Here is an 18,377-nt window from a genome sequence, read left to right on the forward strand (position 1 = left end):
GGGTCACTTTTCGTAGGTAAACGCAGGAGCGTCCTTGCCAGCGCCCCAGTACAGGGGCCATTCGGCCATTTGCGCAACCGCGTAGAAGAAGCGATCGCCGCCATGTCGCGCACTATGGTTTTCATCCGTCCAGCGCTCGGTGCCCGTGCGATTCCACTCCGCCATCCGGTCAATGACTGGCACAGTGATGGAGTTTCCCTCGTTCCCATTGCCACCGAACTGGAAAGCGGCGGCGTCCATGCGGCCGGAGAACAGGATGTCGGCCGCGTAGTTGCCCGCCTCGTCGAACGCAACGAACATGAGCTTGCCAGGCCTGCCCCGACACCCGCGAATATTCGTCTCGCGCAGGATGTACGCGTCCAGGCCCGACAGCCTCAGGTCGACCGACATGGGAGATCCTGAATTGTCGCTCTCCTGAGACTGCCCAATCTCCCCGAACACGCCGACGCCATCGTAGGTAATCCCATCGATGACAATCTGGCCAGTGCCCGTGTGCGCGTACACCATGCCGTCGACGAAATCCAACTGGCAGGCATAGACCACCATGAAGCGGCCGGTAGCCAGGATGTCGATGACGCTCTGGCTGAATGGAAATGAAGTAGCCATCAGAAGGCCTCCCGAAATTGCAGGGTGCAGTTGGACACGATCGGCTGAATGGCCACCTCGTGGGTATCCACGACGCGGCGCATCTCCGAGTACGGGTTGCGGTACTCCACCGCGGTACCCGCCTGGAGCGCGCGACGGATACGCTTGTTCAGCATCACCGTTACCCGACCCTGGGCATTCGCGGAGGCGTCCTGCACGACCTCGAACATCTCGCCTTCAATCGTCAGGTAGTCGCCCAGCGAAAAAACTCTGACATTTGGAGTAACGCCGCCGATGACCATGGTAGTGGCCTGGGCAACTCCGGAAACGACCACCGCCGCGCCAACGTCATCCTCGCGGGTGCGGGTGAGCGCGGAAATCTTTACCGTGCCGAACATCCCGTGCAGTCGACCGATCAACGCCGTCAGCTGCCGCTCATCCTCTTCAAACAGCACGCCGAAGGTCAGGGTGCATATCCAGTAGGCGCCGGGGTAGCCAACGATCTGCTGCGCGTTGGAGAGCGTCGAGGTGAACGCCTGGTTGTTGTACGTCATGCCCCACGAGGTTTCGGTCGGCTCCAACGATTCAGGCCACTCAAGCGCCATGGGTACTCCTAAAGCCGGTCACCGGCGATTGATCAGTTGTCGGGCTGCCCCGTTTCTTTTGAGATCGCCGAGTACCATTTGGTACCCGGCCTGGGCGCCTTCCTGCGCCGCCTGCTTGAGGTCTGCTCTAGAAACCGCATCGCCCCCACCACCAAAATGAAAGTGCTGGGTCACGCCTGGTAGGGTGCTCGAAGTCGTAGCGGCAGTATTGGTACTGTCGTCGCCCACCATGCGCACACCGAGCGATCCGTCGGCCGAGCGAGTGAGCGGCATGATTGCCTCCGGTCCCGCTTCGCCAGCCATGCCGGTCTTTCCGCCAGCCATATCGAACAACGTTGGGGAGTCGACAATGGAGTTGGTGAACGCTGCACCCTTGGCGAACTTCTGCACGCCCCGATCCCAAACCCCGCCTTTAGCCTGAACTGTATCGACGAATGATCCCCCGCCGAATCCAGTCATGGTTCCCTGCCCCAAAGCCGCACTACCGCCGGACAGAAAGCTGAAGGCGGAACTGGCAAGCCCGACCAAGGCCTGCTTGGCCTGGATACGGATCAAATCCTCGACGACGGAGTCGGCCAGGCTCTTGAAAGACAGCTTGCCGGTTTTGACGAACTGCACGATGGCGTCTTCGGTGCTGCTGAGCGCGTTGGAGAACAGCGATTCAGTCTGGCCAGCAACATCGGCAGCGCTGTCGCGGTAGTTTCCCCACGCCCGGCTTACGCCATTGCTCCAGTCGCTTTGGGCCTGGTCGATCTTCTGCCAGCCTTCCTGCATGACCTGCACTTGCCGGGTGCCGTATTCCTCGGTCAGCTCGATCTGCTTCTGCAGGTCCTGCCGTTGCTTTTCGGTGGTAGCCGTGGCCAGGTCGGTGCGTAGCGACAGGATTTTGTCGTTGGTCTGACGCTCCAGGTCGAGACGTGCCTGCGCGCGTTCCGATTCTTTGTCGCCCAAACCGACAGCCGATGCCATGGAGTCGTAGGAAGCACGAGCATTGCTGAGCTGCTTTTCCAGATCGGCCTGATACTGCATGGCCTGGGATAGGCCAGTCGCCGAGGCAACCGTTGTGTCGTACTGATCTTTCAGCCAGCCGAGGCTTTTGGTGTACTCGTCGAGCGAAAGCTTTTTGCTTTGGAACAGCAGGTCGAGCTCTTCGGTCTTCGTCTTGAGCTCGTCTTGCGCAGCGCCTACCGGGTCGAAGGCCTTCTTCAAGGCATCGAACGATGCTTGGGCCGTTTTGACCCGTTGCTCCAGCGCGCTATTGGCAGCCTTGCGCGCCTTCTCGGCAGCCGACTCTTCCTTCGTCGCGGCTTTATCAGCCTCCTTCAGCGCATCGACGGCTTTGGCACGCTCGCGAATCTTGGCGGCCAATGCGCTTTCGGGGTCGATCTTCTCCTGGAGGATCAGCGTCTCAGCCTGTTCGAGCGCTGTTTTGTCCTTCAGCGTCTGGATCTGCTTGTCGAGCTGCTGCAGGTAAGTGTTGCCGGCGTTGATCGCGGCCGTGTTATCCGGCACAGGTGCCGTCGGGCCGGCCGCCAGATCTTTCGTCAGCGCCTGCTGAGTTTTGGTGAGCTTGGCCGCGGCCTTGTCGGCCGAGCTGAACGCGCCTGCGCTTTCACGGATCGACCTGAGGTTTTCCTCAGGGATGTTGAAACGCTTCGTGAGGTCGTCGACCACCGTTGAAAGCTGCTTGCCGGACGCACGCGCAGCATCGAATTCAGCGCCTACGCGCGTGCCCACCGTAGAGCCGAGGTTCTGCCGGACTGTCTTCAGGAAGTCGCCGTAGGCCTCATCAGCGGCGGACACCGCCCGCTCCTGATCCCGCGCGACCTTTACCAACTCGGCGCCCTGCTGATCCTGAGTCAGCTTTCGAAACTCTTCGCGGACTTCCTTCAGCGGACGCTTCAGGGCGTCCAGGCTACTGGCGACCTCGTTGGTGCTGTCGCGCATGGTCAGAAACGCAATACCTGCGCCGACCGCCAGAGCCGCAATCCCGGCGGGGCCGCCCAGCAACGAGAGGATGCCGGTGGAAACAGTCTTCAACGTGGCCTGCGCCGCGGCAACTTGCGCAGTTGCCGCTCGCTCCGCCATCCGAGCCTCGGCCAACTGGATCGACATCTGCGTCTGGACTGCCGTGCCGCGCGCCGCGATGGCTTCCTTCTCCGCCCGGAGTGCGGCCGATTGCGCCGCGATCTGATTGGCGGTGGCCACCTGCACTGCGCTGGCTGCCTGGGCAATATTCGCGGAGCGCGACTGCACACTGGCCGCAGTGCTCGCAGCCAGGTTCGACAAATAGCCGACGAAGGCCGCCGCCACCTTGCCGCCGAGGATCGCTACCAGAATATTCAGGTTGTCGGCAAGAAAGCCGATGCCAGTGCCCAAGCCTTCGGTGATGCCATTCTTCGACATCGCATTGAGGCGCTGCGTGACGCTTTCGATGCCAGGGAGCATCCCGGCCACCAACTGGCGCGAAGCACCTGCAAACGATGCCTCCAGCGTCTTGATGGACTGGTTGACCTCCACCAGGCGGGCGACCTGAATGTTCGAAAGAATGTTGCCAGCCGTCTCAGCTTGATCGCCAAGCTGCTTGAAACCTGCGCCGTTGTTCCTGAGCAGTGGAATCAGCGCTGTCGCCTCATCCGCCATGGCCTCCATGTAGGTGGTCATCTGCTGCTGGTTGAGCCCTGCCTTTTCCAGCGAGTTGTAGTAGAGCTGCAGGGCTTGGGGCCCGGACAGATTGGCAAACATCTGGGCAGTGACGCCCACCCGAGGCGCGATTTCCTTGAAGAAGTCCGCCATCTCGCCACCGCCGCGCGAGATGAATTCGCCGGCGCGGTCGGTGGTGTCCTTGTAGATATCGGCAAGCTTTTCCTGCTCCACGCCAACGGTTCGCGCACCGGCAGCCATGCGCTGGAACTCGGTGGTGGACGTGTTCGACAGCGTGGAGAGGTTGCGCACCTCCTGCGCGTACTCGGTCGTCCTGGTGGTAATTGCCACCAGCCCCGCGATCGCAGCCGTTGCAGCCAGGCCCATGCCCGTGAATGCCGTACTGATCGAGCGCTGTAGCACGCTGGCATTGGCACCGGTTCGGTCGAAGGCTTTATCGACTACGCCCAGGCTGTTGTCGATTTGGCCGGACGTTTTGGCCACGGCCGTTTCGCCCCGCGCCAGCTCCTGGCGCAACTGAGCGGTGGTGGCCTCGATACGTACGAGCATCCCTTGGACGTCGGAATCAGCCATGCGGGGCCCCTAGTGATGGTTCACGGATCTACTGCGCAGCCTTGCGCCCGGTCAGTGCCTGGCGCAGCTTTTCAGCCACAGTTGTGGGTTTTGGTTTTTCTGCCGATCGGCCATTACCAAATGGGTTGGTGATACGAGCCCATTCGATCTTGGCGTCCATGGCAATGAAGAGTTCGGGGAGAGGCGTTCGCCAGGCAACATCGGGTGCCCAGCCTAACCAGCCTGTGGCCACTGCAAAGAGGCGGTCCACATAGCTGCCGTCTTCGACAGCGCTTACGCCTTCCCCGCTTCGACGTTTCCCGGCGTGTCGCCGCGGGGGTTGTACAGCGCGCCGAGGTAACCGGTTAGCTGCGCAGCAATGCCGGACACGCCGGCCAGCCATACCTTTTCCGGCATTTCGCGGGAGGCATCGGCGCTTAGCCCGGCACCGGCGGCGATGATCAGCGCCACACCGTCAACGCTCAGTACACGCAGCGATTCGGCGGCGCCGCGCAGGCCGCCAAAGTGCGCTTCGATCTTGCGCACCGCAGACAGGGTAATGGTCAGGTCGAACGATTCGTCACCGACCTGCACCGAGGTCGCGCCGTGTAGGGTTTTGCTCATGGATCAATTCCTTGGGAAGCGGGGCCGAAGCCCCGGCTATCAGACGGCAGGACCGGCGATCACTTCGATGATGTCGGAGTTGATGCCCATGGTGATGTTGCGGCGGACGACATTGTCGGCAGCGCCCGGTGCCACGGTGTTGTTCATCACCTTCACCCGGAAATAGAAGGTGGTCGGCACCACCACCGGGTTGGCCGTCGGGTCGCCATCGTTCAGCGTGACCTTGATGTTGTAGTCACCCTTGGTACGGTCCTTGTGCGCGACCTTCACGGCTTTCTGGCCCAGGTCGCCGTTATCGAGGCCCACCGTCAGCGTCAGGTCGCCCGCGTCAGCAGTGCCCTTGTACTTGCGCACGCGGCCATCCTTGAGCGACGTGAAGTTCACGCTGCTGAAGGTGTCGCCGAACTCGCCCAGATCCTCGATCTCGCCCACGTCGACGTAGACGTCTTTTTTGTAATCAGCTTCGGTGCTGGCAGCGGCTTTGGTGCCAATGCCGAGGCGGCACCCGGCGGCGGTGTTCAGATTGTCGGCCATGGAAATTCCTCCAAAAGGCACATTGGATAAAGCCGCGAGGCGGCCGATGTTGAATCAGTGAGTGGTGATGACGCGGACCGTAATCGACCCTTGATACGTGATGCCGTCGGCATCGCGCTGGGAATCGGCCTGGATAACGCGTACAGAGACAGCGCGACCAACCTCCAGCGCCAGCGGACGCTCGTCCAGCGCGGCAATAACCTCGCCGTTGATGCGCTTGACCTCCGCCTGGCCTACAGAATCCGACCAAACCGACAGGTAGAGCAGGCGCTGCTCGCGCTTACGTCCTGAGATAGGGCTGTCGTTGACCGACACCTCTCGGTCGATTGAGACGTACGGCATGTCGGCGTTCATAGGCGCACCGTCGTAAACTGGGCAGCTGACCCCAGTGTTCAGTCTGGCAAAAATGGCCTCTTGCAGGGCAACTGAGGGGTCAGGCATTACCCACCCCCTGGCTCGCCTTCCGTAGTGTGCGGCGCACGGCTTCCTCGATATCAGCCATCACATATTCTCGATTCACGTCGATGGAGGGGCGAAGCCACGGGTGCGCCGGCCGAGCCGGAATGTCCGGCGTTTTGCCAAAAAAATTTACGCCATCGCTCTTGTTGGTCGTGCGTCGGTTGCGGTTGCTGCCTCGCTTGCCGCCCGTGTAGCCCTTGGTGCCGTATTCGATGAAGCGCAGGTAAAAAAACCTTCGGTTGTCGCGCTTTCCGCGGATGCCGATCTGCGCGTCAAGGCCGCTGGGCGCCACATAGATTTTCAGCGCGGCTGCGGCAGCGCCCGTGTCTCTGAGCATCAACTGTTGCTGGGTGGCCAGGACACGCTCAGCCGCCTTGCGCATGGCCGGCGTCAGTTCGTTGTCCATCGTCTGGTGGATATTGCGCAGCGTCCGCCGAAGGCGTATATCGCCGCGCATCTTCGAGCGGCGGGCCATAGCTACCCCTTAGCCTGATCGGCTTTCACTGGCTTGGCGGCAGCCTCAGGAACCTCTTCGGCGTAGCCTCAGGCTATCAGACCCTCGCCGTGTTCTTTTGCGACGGTAAATTCCTCACCTTTCTGGCGTTCGCCTAAGGCGCCGGTCAGCGGACCTAATGCACGGATTTTCATAGTTCACCTCATGGGTTCGGTACCGATGAGCAAAGAAGTCTCATCAGTGTGTTTTCGTTATCAGGTAGTACAGCCTCAACCTGGTACGTGACACCCCGTCGCGTCAGCCGCGCGCCTGGAAACATGTCAGTTCTAGGTCTGCCGATGATTTCGACCGTCACTATTGCGTTCAGCTTTTCGGCCACCGCGATTACCCGCCCAGATGGGGTTCGTACTTCACCCCACATTTCTGGGCGAGCGGCAGGAAGCCAAGTGACAACTGCGCCCCCGGACCTGGTTCGCTCCTCATGCCGGAAGGTCACTTTGAACAAGTGCCGAAGCGGCCCAGCCCTCATATGCCCCACCCGACCCGGTAAGGAGTTAGCAATGCTTGCGATCCTCTGGGTAACTCGGTAGCGATCGTGCCAGTCACAACGTCCTCACGGTTGGCGTATAGGTGCCCCAGGATCAGCAGACACGCCGACTTGAACGGGGCGTTGCTGAGCATGGGTTGTTCCCCGGCCACCTCTGCTGCCACCGCCTCTGCCATCGACTGCACATCGGCGTAGACCTGCCTATTGAGATAGCTCACGGCCGATTGCTCAGCCGAATCGATCAGCAACTGCAAGTAGTCGTCGTCATCGTCTGGATCACGCAGGTGGGCGCGGGCCTGCGCCATGCTGATCACTGACATTGGTCACTCCTCCAACGGCGTGCGCGATATCAGCTTCCGCTGCTCGAGCTCCTCAGCATGAAGCCTGGGCACCTGGTAACTCGGCCCGCCGCGCCGGCGCAACTCGCCCTCGTCCATGAACGACCGCAACGGGTAAACCTCGACTTTGGTCGGGTTCACCTGGACTAGGGCGCTTAGGGCGAGCTCCCCCGGCGCCGCAGGGTCGTCGGCGACTTCAAGCGTGTCGTCAGCCTGACCCACTTGGCTCGGCGAAGCGCCAGCGCTTGCAGCACCAGCGGTCGAGGGGTTCACCAGAGCCGGCTCCACCGGTAGCGGAGTCGCCGGGCCGCCCTCTTCTAGCGTGGTGCTGAGTCCAGAGTCGGTACTGGGCGTAATGAGCGCGGCATCGCCTGTGGTCGCGTTCGCGCTCGTGGCATCGTTGCCACTGAGCGGCGAGTTCAAAGCCTGATCACCGGGCGTGGCCGTCGCCTGCTCCGTTACCGTGCTGGGTTTGTCCTGCTTCTTGGTACTAGCCATGGGTATCGCTCCTGTACGGCGCCATCGCTGGTGCCTTGGGATGGAGGGTTACGAACCGCTGCCGGTCAGCGGGCCGGTAACGAAGGCCTCGCCACGATATATGGCGAAGGCCAAACGTTCTTCGGCGCGGATGGTTGCCATGTTGTTCTCGAAGTCCTTGTCGTTCTCGGTGGAGATCAGCACTTCGATTTCCATACGGTCGAAGATCTGTGCACCCAACTTGAATGCGCCGACTAGGAAGTCGTCCTGTGTCATAGCCTGGGTCGAGACAACCGGACGGTTCCACAGACGTGGAGTGGTGCCGTCCTGTGGCTCGCCGATGATGTAGCGACCTTCGCCATCCTTGGTCAACTCGATAGCAGCCCAGTCGATCGGGTTCAAGACGATGCCGTCCGAGGGGAACTCGGCCAGCTCGGCCTGCAGCAAGGCCAGGCGCAGGCGGTCAATGCGCTGCTCGCCAACCACTGCCACGCCTGCGGGAGCGGCATACAGCTGCGCGACGGTCATGAGGCCCTGCAAGTTGGCACCAGTGCCATTGCCGTACAACAGCTGGGCCTCTTCAGCCATCAGCAGGCCATAACGCGCACGAGCGTCGATGTAGCTTTGCAGCGCCTGCGCATCGTCGAGCATCTGACGGCTAGCTTTGAACAGATGCGCGATGGTGCGCACGTTGGCGGTGGCCAGTTCGAACGCGATGTCCGAGTAGGGTTTGGCCGTGTTCTCGGCGACGGTTCGAGCGTTGTTCGTGAAACCGCTTTCACGCACATACTCGATCGAGTTGGCTTCGGTGGTACCAGGTGCCACCAGGTCGCGGATGGTCAGGCGACGTTGAGGGGGAGCAATAATGCCTGGCTGGCGATCTGCAGTGGTCAGAGCGCCGCCGGTGGCCGTGGTGATAGCGGCACGCGGAACCGACACACGGCGCGAGCCACGGAAGGAGGAATTCATGCCCTGCATTTCTTCGCTGCCAACGACCAAAGCGCCGACCGATTTCTGCGGCTCTTCGCGGTCAGCCGGAGCACGGCTAGCGTTAACCAGCTTCTGCTCGGCTTCTTGCAGGCGCGCCGACACTTCGCCCTGCTTGGTCAGCAGTTCGTCAACCTTGGCGCGGGTTTCGGCGTTCATCTCGCCGGATGCCTTGATCTGCTTTTCGGTGGCTTCAGCTTGGGCTTTGATCTGGTCGCCAATGCCCTTGAGGGTGGCGTTGAATTCCTTGACTTGGGCTTCGTAGTCCATGGTCACTTTCCTTTCAGAGATTTGAGAAGATCGGTTGCCGCGCTCAGAGAGGCGGAGAGGTCTGGCGCGACAGCGCTGGGCTTATCGGTCGGGGCAGCGTTACGCGTACCCCCGCCGGCAGCGCGAGGCGTACCGGACTTGAAACTGGCGAACAGCTCGCGGCGCTCGGAGCGGGTCATGCCCGCTTTGGCCAATGCAGCGTCCATGGCCTTGAGAGCATTGGTCTGAGTGGTGTCCTCGGTTTCGCGTTCGACGACCTCATTGGCGGAAAGCAACCCAGTAGCCAGACCAAGCTCCACCGCCCGTTTGCCGCGAATGAACGTCTCGTCATCCATCAGCTCGGCCATGCCGTCGACTGGCTGGCCACTGGTCTCGGCATAAAGGTCGGCCATCGCGGCGTCGAACTCTTGCATGTCGTCGGCCACATCGCGCAGGTAGTGACGATTGCCGGCGAGGAAAGTCCAGCAGTTGTGGATCATCAGGAAAGCGCTGCTGGCCACCTGGCGATCGGCGCCGGCTAGATAGATGATCGAGGCAGCGCTGGCGGCCATGCCGAGCACCTTGGTGGTGACCTTCTGGCTGTGCTCACGCAGGCGGTTGTAGATAGCGATGCCCTCAAACATGTCTCCGCCCGGCGAATTGATGTACACCGTCACTTCACGGTCGCCGATCGCTCGCAGCGCCGCATCGATACGCTTGAGGGTCACACCCTCCCCGTACCAGTCCTCACCGATCACGCCGTAGATCGTGATGGCCTCAGAGGTGTTTTCCACGGCCGCCTGGATGGCAGGATTCCATTTGTCGAGCGCACGCGGGCTCATCTCGCTGCGTAGGCCGCGAGACTGGATCTTGTGTTTCATGGTTACTCCTCGGATTCGCTCTTGAGCCAGTTCATCAGCGCGTTGCGCGCGGCTTGGCTGTCGTTCTGTTTGCCCAACTGCTCAAGCGGCACCAGGTTCGATTGCACCGTAAGGATGTCGCCGCCGGGTTTGCTCGGCATGTTCTCTTTGTGCCGGCCCTCGTTTCGCGTCATCAGGCCGTTTTGACTCATGGTGCTCAAGTAGGCGGCACGGCCAGCGCTGTCAGCGCGCAGGAAAGCTTCCAGCGAGAATTCCGAGTAATGCTTGATCCGGTCCACCGCCGTCATGCAGCGCTTGTTGACGCACTGCTCGATCGGCGCGGTGTAGGTCATGATGCAGTAGGTGAGGAAAGCGATCTGCTGTTGTTCAAGACCGGTACCCCAGTTGCTGCCCTTGTCAGTCTTCATCACCATCCAGGGCGGCACGCCGAACCACCGGCAGATCTCCTCGATGCTGTGGCCGCGCGACTCGAGCAACTGAGCGTCAGCCGGGTTGATGCCGATCATCTCGGGCTTCACGCCCTGCTCGAGCACTGGGCTCTTGCCCGCATTGAGCGCGCCGGAGATCGTCTTGACGTAGTCACGAAACTCAGCGCGTTGCGTTGGGTTGAGCGTCTTGTCCACCGAGAAGGCTACGGTGGGCATCATCCCGTTCTTGAATGTGGTGTTCGCCGCATCATCAGCCGACATCGCCGAGCCAAATACATCAGCGCCATAGCGAATGGCCGACAAGCCCATCCTGCCATCCAAGGTGAAGGCCGGAATGTGCAGCATGTCTCCCCGGGCGATCTCCCGGCGAGCGCCTTTACGTGGTTGGAAGAAGTAGCGCAGCCGACCATCGTCGTCCGTTTCTGGCGTCACCCGCGACGGCAACAGGAAGTCCAGCGCGATCACCCGACCGCCAGCCCGGTGAATCTCGCAGTAAGCATTGCCCCACAGCAGCATCGAAGCGACGACCGCTTGCCAGAAGTGGAAGGCCGCCATGTCCTCATTCGGGCTGTTGTGCACAACGTCGTAGAGCGGGAAGTCCCGGGCTGTCTCGCGTCCCCCGTCGGGGAGACGACGGTAGATGCTGAGCGGCAACCCTGCGACGGACGTAGAGATAATCCGCACACACGCCCAGACGGCTGAAAGCCGCATGGCCTTGTCGACCGTGACCGCCTTGCCGCTGCTGGACTGCGCGTTCATGAAGGCGTTCCAGAAGCCGCCATCAGAGAGGCGGATGCTTTTGCCAAGCCAGCTGCTTACGCTAGCGGATGGCTTCGTTGCAGCGGTACCCAGCGCCTGGGTGAGGGATCTAATCACTGCTCAGCCCTCGTCGGATGAATGCTGCGATGCTGAACAAGCTGGCCGCGCCGGCGAGCAGTGACCAGCCCGTGCCGAACAGCACCCATACCCCGCCGCAGGCCAGGCCGAACGCGGACAGCGCGCAGATAATGAAGTAGTGAAATGCGTTCATGCGATCAATGGGTCCCGAATGCCGGCCATGAAATTTTCCATTCCGCCCTGCCCCTCTGGATTGAGGGCCATGAGCGTCACGGCGTTGAACAGCGCCATCAGCGGATCGATCTTGGCTGAGCCGCTGGCCTGCTTGGTGATCAGGATCGAGTTGCCGCGCGGCTCGACCTTGGCGTTGCCGCAGCACCAGGCCATCATTGGCTGACCACCGTGCAGCAGCGTGCCCTCGGCCAGCTTGCGCTCGGTAGTCTTGATCGCCCCGCCCAAGCGCCAGCCCTGTGAGATGCCGTCGATCTTTTCGCGCGGGATGCCTAAAGCCTCCAGCGCATCGAGAATTGCGCCAACGCCTGCTGGATCAAGGCCGACCTTATCCAGCAGGCCGGCCTGCTCGACCTGCGCTACCAGCTGTGCCACCTCCTCTATGTCATCGCCGATGCGCTCGACCAAGGTCAGGTGCCCATCTTTCGCGAAGTCACGGATGCGCGGTGCTTCTGCCTTTCGCCGCTCGAGCACCGAGGGGTGAGCCCACGCATGAGTCCAGGTCAGCCAGCGCCTTGTGTCACGCTCACGCCCGACCGCAGCCAAACCCAGCAAGTCATCCAGCCCGCCGCCGTCGACGCCGATGTCAATCACCTCGCAGCGCTCGACCAGGTCTTCCAGCGTGCGACACAGCTCGGAGGCTTGCACCTCCCAGAATTCCGCCCCTGCCCACCTATCAGAAAGCAGCGCCAAGCCGATTTCGACGTTGAGGTGCTTGGCCAGGAAGCCACGGAACGACTCTTCGCCGTCGAGCTGAGCCTGCGTGTAACCGCGCTCAATGAACGGCTCATCGACCGACAGCCCTAGATTGGGGTTGGTGACATAAGCGTTGGAAAATTCGCGATGTTTGCCGGCGTCAAGCATGGCTTTCGGGAACTCATACAACACCGGAAGAAACGAGGGGTCTTTGATCTCGCCGTCTCGCACCTTGCGGGCATACATGAGCTTCTGCCGAAAGACGCCTGCCGGCGGCGCATCAGACTGAGTTGTTGCCCAGATGATGAATCCCTCCGGCCGTGACGCAAGGCCGCCGGTGGCCTCGCGCAACATGGCTTCGGCGTTGGCTCGCTTGCCGAACACCCATAGTTCGTCGATGAACACGCCGATGGCTTTCTTGCCCGACACAGTCTCGCTGTCAGCCGCCACCACCTTCAGCGTGGCACCGGTCTCCATGTGGGTCACGGTACGTAGGTGGTCTTGCACCTTCAGCAAGGCGGACAACTCCTCGTCAGCCTTCACCATGTCCCGAATCGGGATGTAGGAGTTGTCAGCGATCTCCTTGGTCGGGGCTAGGATGATGAACTCACCCGACGTCCGCCAGTTCAGCACCAGAGCCGTCAGCATGATGCCGGCAGCAATAGTCGATTTCCCGTTCTTCTTGCTGATCAGCAACATGAATTCGCTGATCAGGCGACGACCGCTGTACGGGTCATAGGCACCGAAGATAGCGCCGACGAACTCATTCACCCAGGATCGCACGGTCTCGCTCATCAGCGGGCTGCCGGTGGCATCTACCATTCGCAGGCCGCCGAAGACTTCCAGTGCCTCGGCCGCTTGATCAGGGAATAGAGGTTCGAACGGTATCAAGCTCCGGCGGGCAACAATGCGCTGCTCCCAGTCTGTACAGGCCGTTGACCATTCCATCATTTCACCACCGACAGCGGGCCTTTACGCACGCCGAACTTGCCCTGGGCAGCACTCGCTGCCTTGTCCTTGGCGGCCTCCTTCTTGCCACTCTCCCCTCTGCGCGGATGAATGAACGGCATCAGCGCCTTGGCTGCGTCCACGCGCAGCTTGGCCTCAGCCTCGAAGTCATTCATCGTCGCCAGCAGGAAATCTTTCGGATCAGAAAATCGCAGAGCCTTCGACAGATCGACGCCTGCGTCGGGCTGCTCTTCAGCCGGTTGATCGTCACCGGCAGGTACCGAGAGTGCCGCCGCTGCAGGTGGGCTGCCTTTAACAAATTTGTTAACTTTTTTGTTAACTGCCGGGTCTGTCAAAGCCTCTATGACAAACCTGTCTTTCGCCAGCCGAGCGCCGGCCTGCGCAGCGCTGGAAGCCGCGTATCCTGCGGCTATGGCTGCATCTTTATTAGACGCACCTCCCCTCAACGCATCGACAAATGCGCTTTTTTTGGGGGTGAGGGCCATTAACAAAAAATCCTGAGCGGGAAAAAATCTGTACGTGGGGTCGGAAGCGGTCTAGCTAGTGGAACGCCCTAAGCTTTTAACCCCCCTACCCCCTTGAGGCACGTCAATGACGTGCCCAGGTCCGGATTTCGTAGTTTTACGCGCAGGCCAACACCCTAGCCTCCACGGCTGGTAGCTTCCTTTGCCTGTTTGACCGAATCGTGGCAGGGCTTACAAAGGCTTTGCCAATTGGTCTGATCCCAGAAGAGGACCATGTCACCCCTGTGGGCCACGATGTGGTCGACGATGCTTGCCGCCATCACGCGTCCAATCTGCTGGCAGTAAACGCACAGTGGGTTGCTATTGAGGTAGCGCTCTCGAGCTTTCTGCCATTTGTAGTTGTAGCCTCGCTGCGAGCTGGTCATACCGCTTCGCCAGCTACCGGTCGTGACCACTTGGACCCTTGAAGTGCTGCACTCTTTGAGACGCGGGCCGAGCGTCTTTAGTCTGGCCATCACTGCACCTCGATGCGCGCCACAAAATGGCCGCCGTGAACTTGTGGCGCGGCCTACCTGCTCTGGCTCCGCTTGATCTGCGCGTCGACTTGATCAGCGCAAGTATCGAGCAGGTTGATGGCTCGATCCTTTAGCGCCCAAAGGTCACCGTTCAGCGTGAGGTTGTCATCGCTATCGCTGACCCGTTCGCACGGCACCATTACCGGCGCTTCCAGCCTTACCGCTGACGTCTTTCCCGGCGCTGGCTGCGGGCTTGCCGCGCAGGCCGTCAGGCAAAGGCTGATCAGCCCACTTGCGAACAGCCGGGCTTTTACGCTTGAGGTCTTCAAAGTCCTTCCTCGCTTGGCGGGCCTTGTCTTCGCTGGCCTTGAGGCGCTGCTGCAGATCGGCCAGGTAATTGGCGTTACGCTTGGCCTCGGCCTGGAGCGTGGTGATGGTCTTCAAGCTTTCGGTGTTGGCTTCGGTTGCATCCTTGGCCGCCCGTGTCTGCACCGTCACCTGCCCCTCCAGCGCGATAACGCGGTATTGCTGGATGGCAATGAGCAGTGCAGCCACCAAAGCGATGATCAGTGCGGCGGCAATGTTTTTGAGCAGGCTCATAGACTGTCCGCCTTGCGTCCCAGAAACTTCACGATCATTTCGCGGATGACGGTCACACCCACAAAGCCGATCGCACCACCAGCGGCAACGGATAGGCTCGAAGGCCACTCCATCCACTCGATGACGCTGCTCGCGGACAGGCTTAGCCCGCCACAAATCAGTGACTCCAGCAGGATGCGGCGCTTGCTGGTCTCTTTGGCCTCGTACAACACACGAAGCCCAGAAATTACCGTTGCCATGATCGCTCCTTGCCAGAGAGGGTTGGCCAGGTACAGGCGAAGGTGCAGCCATACCTGAGCCCAGAGGTCGGGGTCTTTCTCTGGCATGATTGAAATCCGAATGCCTCCCCAAACTGGGGAGCTAGAAACGAAAAAACCCGGCGCAATGGCCGGGTTTCGGATATTTTTTTGTCGTTGCGCATCACCGCACGCAAGATCGACATGATGGGGCTAATTTACGGCCAATCGGCCATCTTGGTCAAGCAGCGTCCAGAAAGATTTGCTCGGCGTCGAATATCTCAGTCGCATGGATCACGGCGGCTTCCTCTAACTGCTCCAGGCGCTTATGGATTCCTGCGCGCCAGTTGCGACGGGTACGCTCCGGCGAGGCTTCGGGGTCCCAAGTGTTCATGTCGTAGAACTCAGGCGGCAGAATGATCATGTCGGTAGAGCGCTTGCCAGACTGCGCACCCTTGAGCTTAGGGATAGCCCAGGCGGTGAGCGCTTTGTAGACAAACAGTTGCGGCGCCGGGCTTGTCATGCGGCTTACCAGACGGCCAATTGCGGCGACCTTGTTGGCCTTGTGGGTTGAGTACTTGGCGACCAGCACATCCCAATGGGCGGATGCCAGCTCGCGGTGCAGAAGTGCGTATAGGCAGCAGTCATAGTCGAACTTGTCGCGGACCGATATCGTGCTGCCGGTACCGCCCTGGCGCAGATCGGCATCGATCAACTTCTGCCAGGACTGCTTGGTGCTGTTGTCGATGTTGTCTGCGGCCAGCACGCGCACCAGGGTGCCCATCACGTCTTTATAGATGCCCATTGCTCAATCCCCTGTGTAATTCGTGCCGCCGGCGCCGCGGCGATTGTTCTGTGTGTAATGAGCGGCCGGTCCACTCACGTGCGCCGGCCGCTTCAACTGTTCGATCTGCTGTTCGGCGGCCTGCAGCCTGATGCTGAGGTGAGTCACCAGCACCTCGAGCGGTAGCGATTGGCCGGTTTCAGCCGAAACCCAGCCGGACGCATTGCACTGCACACATGGCAACTCATGGAAAACACCCTGCGTCACGGCGCGACCACTGCAGGCCGAGCACCTGGTGAGCTCGATGCGAGGAGTACGGAAAGCAGGCCCATGGCTCTTTTTCATGGTTTTGAAACCTCGCCTATGGTTGATTCTTGAATTGGCTCGCAGCCCTTATGCGGCGCGGCTTCCAGACCGATGCTGGACTCTTTGTTTTCGACGCCCTCCAACCCGTGAATCACGCTGAATCCCTTGGCGTCTAAATGGCTGTGCCACTTCTCCAAGGCTTCGCGCTTGCGCTCTTCAACAGTGGTATGGATGTAGGCCTGCACGTTGTGGCCCATGGCGTGGTTGATCAGCATCTCGCCGATCAGGAAGTCGATACCCAGGTCAGCCCAGCCAGTGCGGGCCAACTTGCGCAGGTCGTGGCTGGTCCACTCGCCCTGCCCCAGCTGCGTGAACACCAGGCTGGCCTGCCCCTCGCTCATGCCTTTGCCATGACGGGCCGGGAACAGGTATTGCCCGCTGTAGCCGATATCGGTCTGGCGCTGACGGTACCGGGCCAGCAGTGCACACAGCTGATCGGTCAGTGGTAGCGAATGCTCGACTCGGGTCTTGGTGTGCACCGCCGGGATGTGCCAGGTGCGGTCGGCCAGGCTGATATGCGACCAAAGCGCCATGCGTGTCTCACCGACGCGCGTGCCATGGCATAGCATCATCAAGGCCAGCATGCCGTGGGCTGGGCGCCGCTTGAAGGCATCGACCAGTTGCTCGAGCAGATCCTGGACCTGCACACCGCGCAGCCGTGCCGCTTTGGCCTTGATCTTCGTCTTGGAGAAATCGCTGAACTTGATCCCGGCCATCGGATTGGTGGGGATCATGCCGAGCACGAATGCCTGCCGGCATGCCAGCACCAGCAGCGCGAATATCAGCCGAACGAACTCCAACGACAGCTTCTCCTGCAGCGGCCACATCAGCTTGGTGTCGAGCGTAGCGCGATCAATCTCAGTGAAGGCCAGGCCGCCCACGCGCGGGATCAGATGGCACGCAATGGCGGACTTGGCCGTGGCCTTGCGCTTGGCGGACAGATGCCGGTCTCGACTCATCCGGTCGCTGTACCAGGCCAACAGCTCGCCCAAGGTGGCCCACGGGCATACCGCAGCGGTAGCGTTGGCATCCGCGCCCAGCCGCTGGCGGGTTTCAGGCAACGCAGCCAGCACAGCCTTGGCCGACAGATCAGGGTAGGAGCCGATCCGCATCCACTTCTTGCGCACGACCAGACTCCAGGTGCCGCGCGGGCGCGCTTCGGTAAACCGGAAGTACAGGCCGGGATGACGCGGGTCGCGCATGAGCACAGCAGAGGGGTCATCTGCACGGCGGCGAAGCTCGGCATCGGAAAAAGCGACCAGTAGGGTCATACAGCGACCCTCGTTGGTTCCAGGCGCAGGTAGGCCCGCAGCTGTTCCATGGCATCGAAGTGGCCACGGCAGATGATCGCCAGATAACCCTGCTCAGTGAGCTGACGTATCCACGTGTACTGGCTGATCGATACAGCGGCGTCGTTCGGCGATGTGGCCTTGAACTCGATGTACAGGCCAAAGAACCCGCCACGCGCCATTGGCAAGACCAGGTCCGGCACGCCGGCCTTCACGCCCTGCCCTTTCAGCTTAGCGGCGACGGCCTTGTGCCTATGCCCACCGTTCGGGACGTGGTAGATCAGCACGAACACATCCGGATAGCGCAGCTCGATCTCGCGCATGAGCGCGGCCTGCTCCCGGCCTTCACGGTCACCCGGTTTGGCACGTACCACCTTGGGCTTGAACAGCATCAGCTCGGCAGCCTTCAATTGGACGCATCCTTTGTCAGGGCCGCGTCCAGTTGCAACCCTGCTTCGTGCGATCCATCCATACCTTCGCTGAAAGCAAAAGCAACATACGGGCGAGCCGCAGACAGTGCATCGCGTAGCGCTTGGACCTCGGCCGCTTGGCCAGCCTGCGATTCCAACCAACAATCCATGTAGTTCTGCGTGACCCGGCTCACGTACAGGCCGGATTTAGCGCGGGGCAGGTGCATACCCATGCCCTTCGTTGCCGCCCAGGCTTCGAATTGCTCTCGCATCTTGTCGCTGATTATCACGATTCCACCTTCCCTTCACGGATCAGAATGTCTTGCGTGCGCATGACGCCCTCGGCGTGGAGCAAGCGGGATTCTTCGCGGTCGACGCCACGGCGGCTTGAGCCGCGCCCGTCAACGTAGTCGTGGCAGGCCGAGCAAGCCCAGGCGCCCTGGAAGTCGTTCGGCTTGAAGCCCATGCCACTGGTACCGGCCAATCGGTAGTGAGCCAGCACAGTGGTTTCTGGATTGCCGTTGCACCCACCGGGCACGCGCACCTGGCAATCGCGGCCGCGGGCGGCCTTGGTCAGCTGGGTCTGTCGGATATTC

General features: G+C 61.1%; 27 protein-coding genes. All 27 read right to left on the reverse strand.

Annotation, left to right across the window (positions count from 1 at the left end; all coding sequences use genetic code 11):
• Positions 1 to 3 precede the first annotated feature (3 nt).
• Positions 4 to 606: a hypothetical protein gene (locus IFU31_RS02250; RefSeq protein WP_192102161.1), complete on the reverse strand. Its 603-nt coding sequence runs from the start codon at positions 604 to 606 to the stop codon at positions 4 to 6.
• Positions 606 to 1,190, reverse strand: coding sequence for a hypothetical protein (locus IFU31_RS02255; RefSeq protein WP_192102162.1), 585 nt, complete (start codon positions 1,188 to 1,190; stop codon positions 606 to 608). The genes IFU31_RS02250 and IFU31_RS02255 overlap by 1 nt, the downstream gene beginning before the upstream one ends.
• Before the next feature lie 18 nt (positions 1,191 to 1,208).
• A complete protein-coding gene (locus tag IFU31_RS02260; RefSeq protein WP_192102163.1) occupies positions 1,209 to 4,427 on the reverse strand; it encodes a phage tail tape measure protein in 3,219 nt (1,072 codons plus the stop codon).
• Between the two features lie 28 nt (positions 4,428 to 4,455).
• Positions 4,456 to 4,587 carry a hypothetical protein gene (locus IFU31_RS21785; RefSeq protein WP_446731012.1) on the reverse strand — a complete coding sequence of 44 codons (132 nt, stop codon included), beginning with the start codon at positions 4,585 to 4,587 and terminating at the stop codon, positions 4,456 to 4,458.
• A gap of 113 nt (positions 4,588 to 4,700) precedes the next feature.
• Entirely contained in the window at positions 4,701 to 5,030 is a 330-nt protein-coding gene (locus tag IFU31_RS02270) for a hypothetical protein (protein ID WP_192102164.1), read from the reverse strand.
• A gap of 39 nt (positions 5,031 to 5,069) precedes the next feature.
• On the reverse strand, positions 5,070 to 5,564 hold the full coding sequence (locus tag IFU31_RS02275; protein WP_192102165.1) for a hypothetical protein: 495 nt from the start codon (positions 5,562 to 5,564) through the stop codon (positions 5,070 to 5,072).
• Between the two features lie 54 nt (positions 5,565 to 5,618).
• A complete protein-coding gene (locus tag IFU31_RS02280; protein WP_192102166.1) occupies positions 5,619 to 6,005 on the reverse strand; it encodes a DUF3168 domain-containing protein in 387 nt (128 codons plus the stop codon).
• Positions 5,998 to 6,498 (reverse strand): HK97 gp10 family phage protein, encoded by a 501-nt coding sequence (locus tag IFU31_RS02285; RefSeq protein WP_192102167.1) that lies wholly within the window; start codon positions 6,496 to 6,498, stop codon positions 5,998 to 6,000. The genes IFU31_RS02280 and IFU31_RS02285 overlap by 8 nt, the downstream gene beginning before the upstream one ends.
• 181 nt (positions 6,499 to 6,679) lie before the next feature.
• Complete coding sequence (locus IFU31_RS02290) at positions 6,680 to 7,006, reverse strand: head-tail adaptor protein (RefSeq protein ID WP_192102168.1); 327 nt, start codon at positions 7,004 to 7,006, stop codon at positions 6,680 to 6,682.
• Complete coding sequence (locus tag IFU31_RS02295) at positions 7,003 to 7,344, reverse strand: head-tail connector protein (protein ID WP_192102169.1); 342 nt, start codon at positions 7,342 to 7,344, stop codon at positions 7,003 to 7,005. The genes IFU31_RS02290 and IFU31_RS02295 overlap by 4 nt, the downstream gene beginning before the upstream one ends.
• A 3-nt stretch (positions 7,345 to 7,347) precedes the next feature.
• Positions 7,348 to 7,860: a hypothetical protein gene (locus tag IFU31_RS02300; protein ID WP_192102170.1), complete on the reverse strand. Its 513-nt coding sequence runs from the start codon at positions 7,858 to 7,860 to the stop codon at positions 7,348 to 7,350.
• A gap of 48 nt (positions 7,861 to 7,908) precedes the next feature.
• Positions 7,909 to 9,096, reverse strand: coding sequence for a phage major capsid protein (locus tag IFU31_RS02305; RefSeq protein ID WP_192102171.1), 1,188 nt, complete (start codon positions 9,094 to 9,096; stop codon positions 7,909 to 7,911).
• A 2-nt stretch (positions 9,097 to 9,098) separates the two neighbouring features.
• On the reverse strand, positions 9,099 to 9,956 hold the full coding sequence (locus IFU31_RS02310; RefSeq protein ID WP_192102172.1) for a head maturation protease, ClpP-related: 858 nt from the start codon (positions 9,954 to 9,956) through the stop codon (positions 9,099 to 9,101).
• 2 nt (positions 9,957 to 9,958) lie between these two features.
• On the reverse strand, positions 9,959 to 11,260 hold the full coding sequence (locus IFU31_RS02315) for a phage portal protein (protein ID WP_122795635.1): 1,302 nt from the start codon (positions 11,258 to 11,260) through the stop codon (positions 9,959 to 9,961).
• Positions 11,253 to 11,414 (reverse strand): hypothetical protein, encoded by a 162-nt coding sequence (locus tag IFU31_RS02320; RefSeq protein WP_192057270.1) that lies wholly within the window; start codon positions 11,412 to 11,414, stop codon positions 11,253 to 11,255. The genes IFU31_RS02315 and IFU31_RS02320 overlap by 8 nt, the downstream gene beginning before the upstream one ends.
• Positions 11,411 to 13,096, reverse strand: coding sequence for a terminase large subunit (locus tag IFU31_RS02325; protein WP_192102173.1), 1,686 nt, complete (start codon positions 13,094 to 13,096; stop codon positions 11,411 to 11,413). The genes IFU31_RS02320 and IFU31_RS02325 overlap by 4 nt, the downstream gene beginning before the upstream one ends.
• On the reverse strand, positions 13,096 to 13,602 hold the full coding sequence (locus tag IFU31_RS02330) for a terminase small subunit (RefSeq protein WP_192102174.1): 507 nt from the start codon (positions 13,600 to 13,602) through the stop codon (positions 13,096 to 13,098). The genes IFU31_RS02325 and IFU31_RS02330 overlap by 1 nt, the downstream gene beginning before the upstream one ends.
• A 155-nt stretch (positions 13,603 to 13,757) precedes the next feature.
• A complete protein-coding gene (locus IFU31_RS02335; protein WP_192102175.1) occupies positions 13,758 to 14,096 on the reverse strand; it encodes an HNH endonuclease in 339 nt (112 codons plus the stop codon).
• A gap of 53 nt (positions 14,097 to 14,149) precedes the next feature.
• A complete protein-coding gene (locus IFU31_RS21630) occupies positions 14,150 to 14,380 on the reverse strand; it encodes a hypothetical protein (RefSeq protein WP_342345279.1) in 231 nt (76 codons plus the stop codon).
• Positions 14,268 to 14,696, reverse strand: coding sequence for a hypothetical protein (locus IFU31_RS02340; RefSeq protein WP_192102176.1), 429 nt, complete (start codon positions 14,694 to 14,696; stop codon positions 14,268 to 14,270). Before IFU31_RS02340 ends, IFU31_RS21630 begins: the two co-directional genes overlap by 113 nt.
• Complete coding sequence (locus tag IFU31_RS02345; RefSeq protein ID WP_043188925.1) at positions 14,693 to 15,022, reverse strand: phage holin, lambda family; 330 nt, start codon at positions 15,020 to 15,022, stop codon at positions 14,693 to 14,695. The genes IFU31_RS02340 and IFU31_RS02345 overlap by 4 nt, the downstream gene beginning before the upstream one ends.
• 151 nt (positions 15,023 to 15,173) lie before the next feature.
• Entirely contained in the window at positions 15,174 to 15,737 is a 564-nt protein-coding gene (locus IFU31_RS02350; RefSeq protein WP_192102177.1) for a hypothetical protein, read from the reverse strand.
• A gap of 3 nt (positions 15,738 to 15,740) precedes the next feature.
• Positions 15,741 to 16,061 (reverse strand): hypothetical protein, encoded by a 321-nt coding sequence (locus IFU31_RS02355; protein ID WP_192102178.1) that lies wholly within the window; start codon positions 16,059 to 16,061, stop codon positions 15,741 to 15,743.
• Complete coding sequence (locus IFU31_RS02360; RefSeq protein WP_192102179.1) at positions 16,058 to 17,353, reverse strand: tyrosine-type recombinase/integrase; 1,296 nt, start codon at positions 17,351 to 17,353, stop codon at positions 16,058 to 16,060. The genes IFU31_RS02355 and IFU31_RS02360 overlap by 4 nt, the downstream gene beginning before the upstream one ends.
• Entirely contained in the window at positions 17,350 to 17,781 is a 432-nt protein-coding gene (locus tag IFU31_RS02365; protein WP_192102180.1) for a VRR-NUC domain-containing protein, read from the reverse strand. Before IFU31_RS02365 ends, IFU31_RS02360 begins: the two co-directional genes overlap by 4 nt.
• On the reverse strand, positions 17,778 to 18,071 hold the full coding sequence (locus tag IFU31_RS02370) for a hypothetical protein (protein WP_192102181.1): 294 nt from the start codon (positions 18,069 to 18,071) through the stop codon (positions 17,778 to 17,780). The genes IFU31_RS02365 and IFU31_RS02370 overlap by 4 nt, the downstream gene beginning before the upstream one ends.
• The gene (locus tag IFU31_RS02375) at positions 18,068 to 18,373 is read right to left on the reverse strand and encodes a nuclease domain-containing protein (RefSeq protein WP_192102283.1); all 306 of its coding nucleotides are present in this window, start codon (positions 18,371 to 18,373) and stop codon (positions 18,068 to 18,070) included. Before IFU31_RS02375 ends, IFU31_RS02370 begins: the two co-directional genes overlap by 4 nt.
• Between the last annotated feature and the right edge of the window lie 4 nt (positions 18,374 to 18,377).

The sequence above is a fragment of the Pseudomonas sp. CFBP 13602 genome (genome assembly GCF_014842725.1).
Taxonomy (GTDB): domain Bacteria; phylum Pseudomonadota; class Gammaproteobacteria; order Pseudomonadales; family Pseudomonadaceae; genus Aquipseudomonas; species Aquipseudomonas baltica.

Bases quoted from the DNA above. Each gene is read 5' to 3' on its own strand.
- IFU31_RS02250 (WP_192102161.1), bottom strand. From the start codon at position 606: ATGGCTACTTCATTTCCATTCAGCCAGAGCGTCATCGACATCCTGGCT.
- IFU31_RS02255 (WP_192102162.1), bottom strand. From the start codon at position 1,190: ATGGCGCTTGAGTGGCCTGAATCGTTGGAGCCGACCGAAACCTCGTGG.
- IFU31_RS02260 (WP_192102163.1), bottom strand. From the start codon at position 4,427: ATGGCTGATTCCGACGTCCAAGGGATGCTCGTACGTATCGAGGCCACC.
- IFU31_RS21785 (WP_446731012.1), bottom strand. From the start codon at position 4,587: ATGGACGCCAAGATCGAATGGGCTCGTATCACCAACCCATTTGGTAAT.
- IFU31_RS02270 (WP_192102164.1), bottom strand. From the start codon at position 5,030: ATGAGCAAAACCCTACACGGCGCGACCTCGGTGCAGGTCGGTGACGAA.
- IFU31_RS02275 (WP_192102165.1), bottom strand. From the start codon at position 5,564: ATGGCCGACAATCTGAACACCGCCGCCGGGTGCCGCCTCGGCATTGGC.
- IFU31_RS02280 (WP_192102166.1), bottom strand. From the start codon at position 6,005: ATGCCTGACCCCTCAGTTGCCCTGCAAGAGGCCATTTTTGCCAGACTG.
- IFU31_RS02285 (WP_192102167.1), bottom strand. From the start codon at position 6,498: ATGGCCCGCCGCTCGAAGATGCGCGGCGATATACGCCTTCGGCGGACG.
- IFU31_RS02290 (WP_192102168.1), bottom strand. From the start codon at position 7,006: ATGAGGGCTGGGCCGCTTCGGCACTTGTTCAAAGTGACCTTCCGGCAT.
- IFU31_RS02295 (WP_192102169.1), bottom strand. From the start codon at position 7,344: ATGTCAGTGATCAGCATGGCGCAGGCCCGCGCCCACCTGCGTGATCCA.
- IFU31_RS02300 (WP_192102170.1), bottom strand. From the start codon at position 7,860: ATGGCTAGTACCAAGAAGCAGGACAAACCCAGCACGGTAACGGAGCAG.
- IFU31_RS02305 (WP_192102171.1), bottom strand. From the start codon at position 9,096: ATGGACTACGAAGCCCAAGTCAAGGAATTCAACGCCACCCTCAAGGGC.
- IFU31_RS02310 (WP_192102172.1), bottom strand. From the start codon at position 9,956: ATGAAACACAAGATCCAGTCTCGCGGCCTACGCAGCGAGATGAGCCCG.
- IFU31_RS02320 (WP_192057270.1), bottom strand. From the start codon at position 11,414: ATGAACGCATTTCACTACTTCATTATCTGCGCGCTGTCCGCGTTCGGC.
- IFU31_RS02325 (WP_192102173.1), bottom strand. From the start codon at position 13,096: ATGGAATGGTCAACGGCCTGTACAGACTGGGAGCAGCGCATTGTTGCC.
- IFU31_RS02330 (WP_192102174.1), bottom strand. From the start codon at position 13,602: ATGGCCCTCACCCCCAAAAAAAGCGCATTTGTCGATGCGTTGAGGGGA.
- IFU31_RS02335 (WP_192102175.1), bottom strand. From the start codon at position 14,096: ATGGCCAGACTAAAGACGCTCGGCCCGCGTCTCAAAGAGTGCAGCACT.
- IFU31_RS02340 (WP_192102176.1), bottom strand. From the start codon at position 14,696: ATGAGCCTGCTCAAAAACATTGCCGCCGCACTGATCATCGCTTTGGTG.
- IFU31_RS02345 (WP_043188925.1), bottom strand. From the start codon at position 15,022: ATGCCAGAGAAAGACCCCGACCTCTGGGCTCAGGTATGGCTGCACCTT.
- IFU31_RS02350 (WP_192102177.1), bottom strand. From the start codon at position 15,737: ATGGGCATCTATAAAGACGTGATGGGCACCCTGGTGCGCGTGCTGGCC.
- IFU31_RS02355 (WP_192102178.1), bottom strand. From the start codon at position 16,061: ATGAAAAAGAGCCATGGGCCTGCTTTCCGTACTCCTCGCATCGAGCTC.
- IFU31_RS02360 (WP_192102179.1), bottom strand. From the start codon at position 17,353: ATGACCCTACTGGTCGCTTTTTCCGATGCCGAGCTTCGCCGCCGTGCA.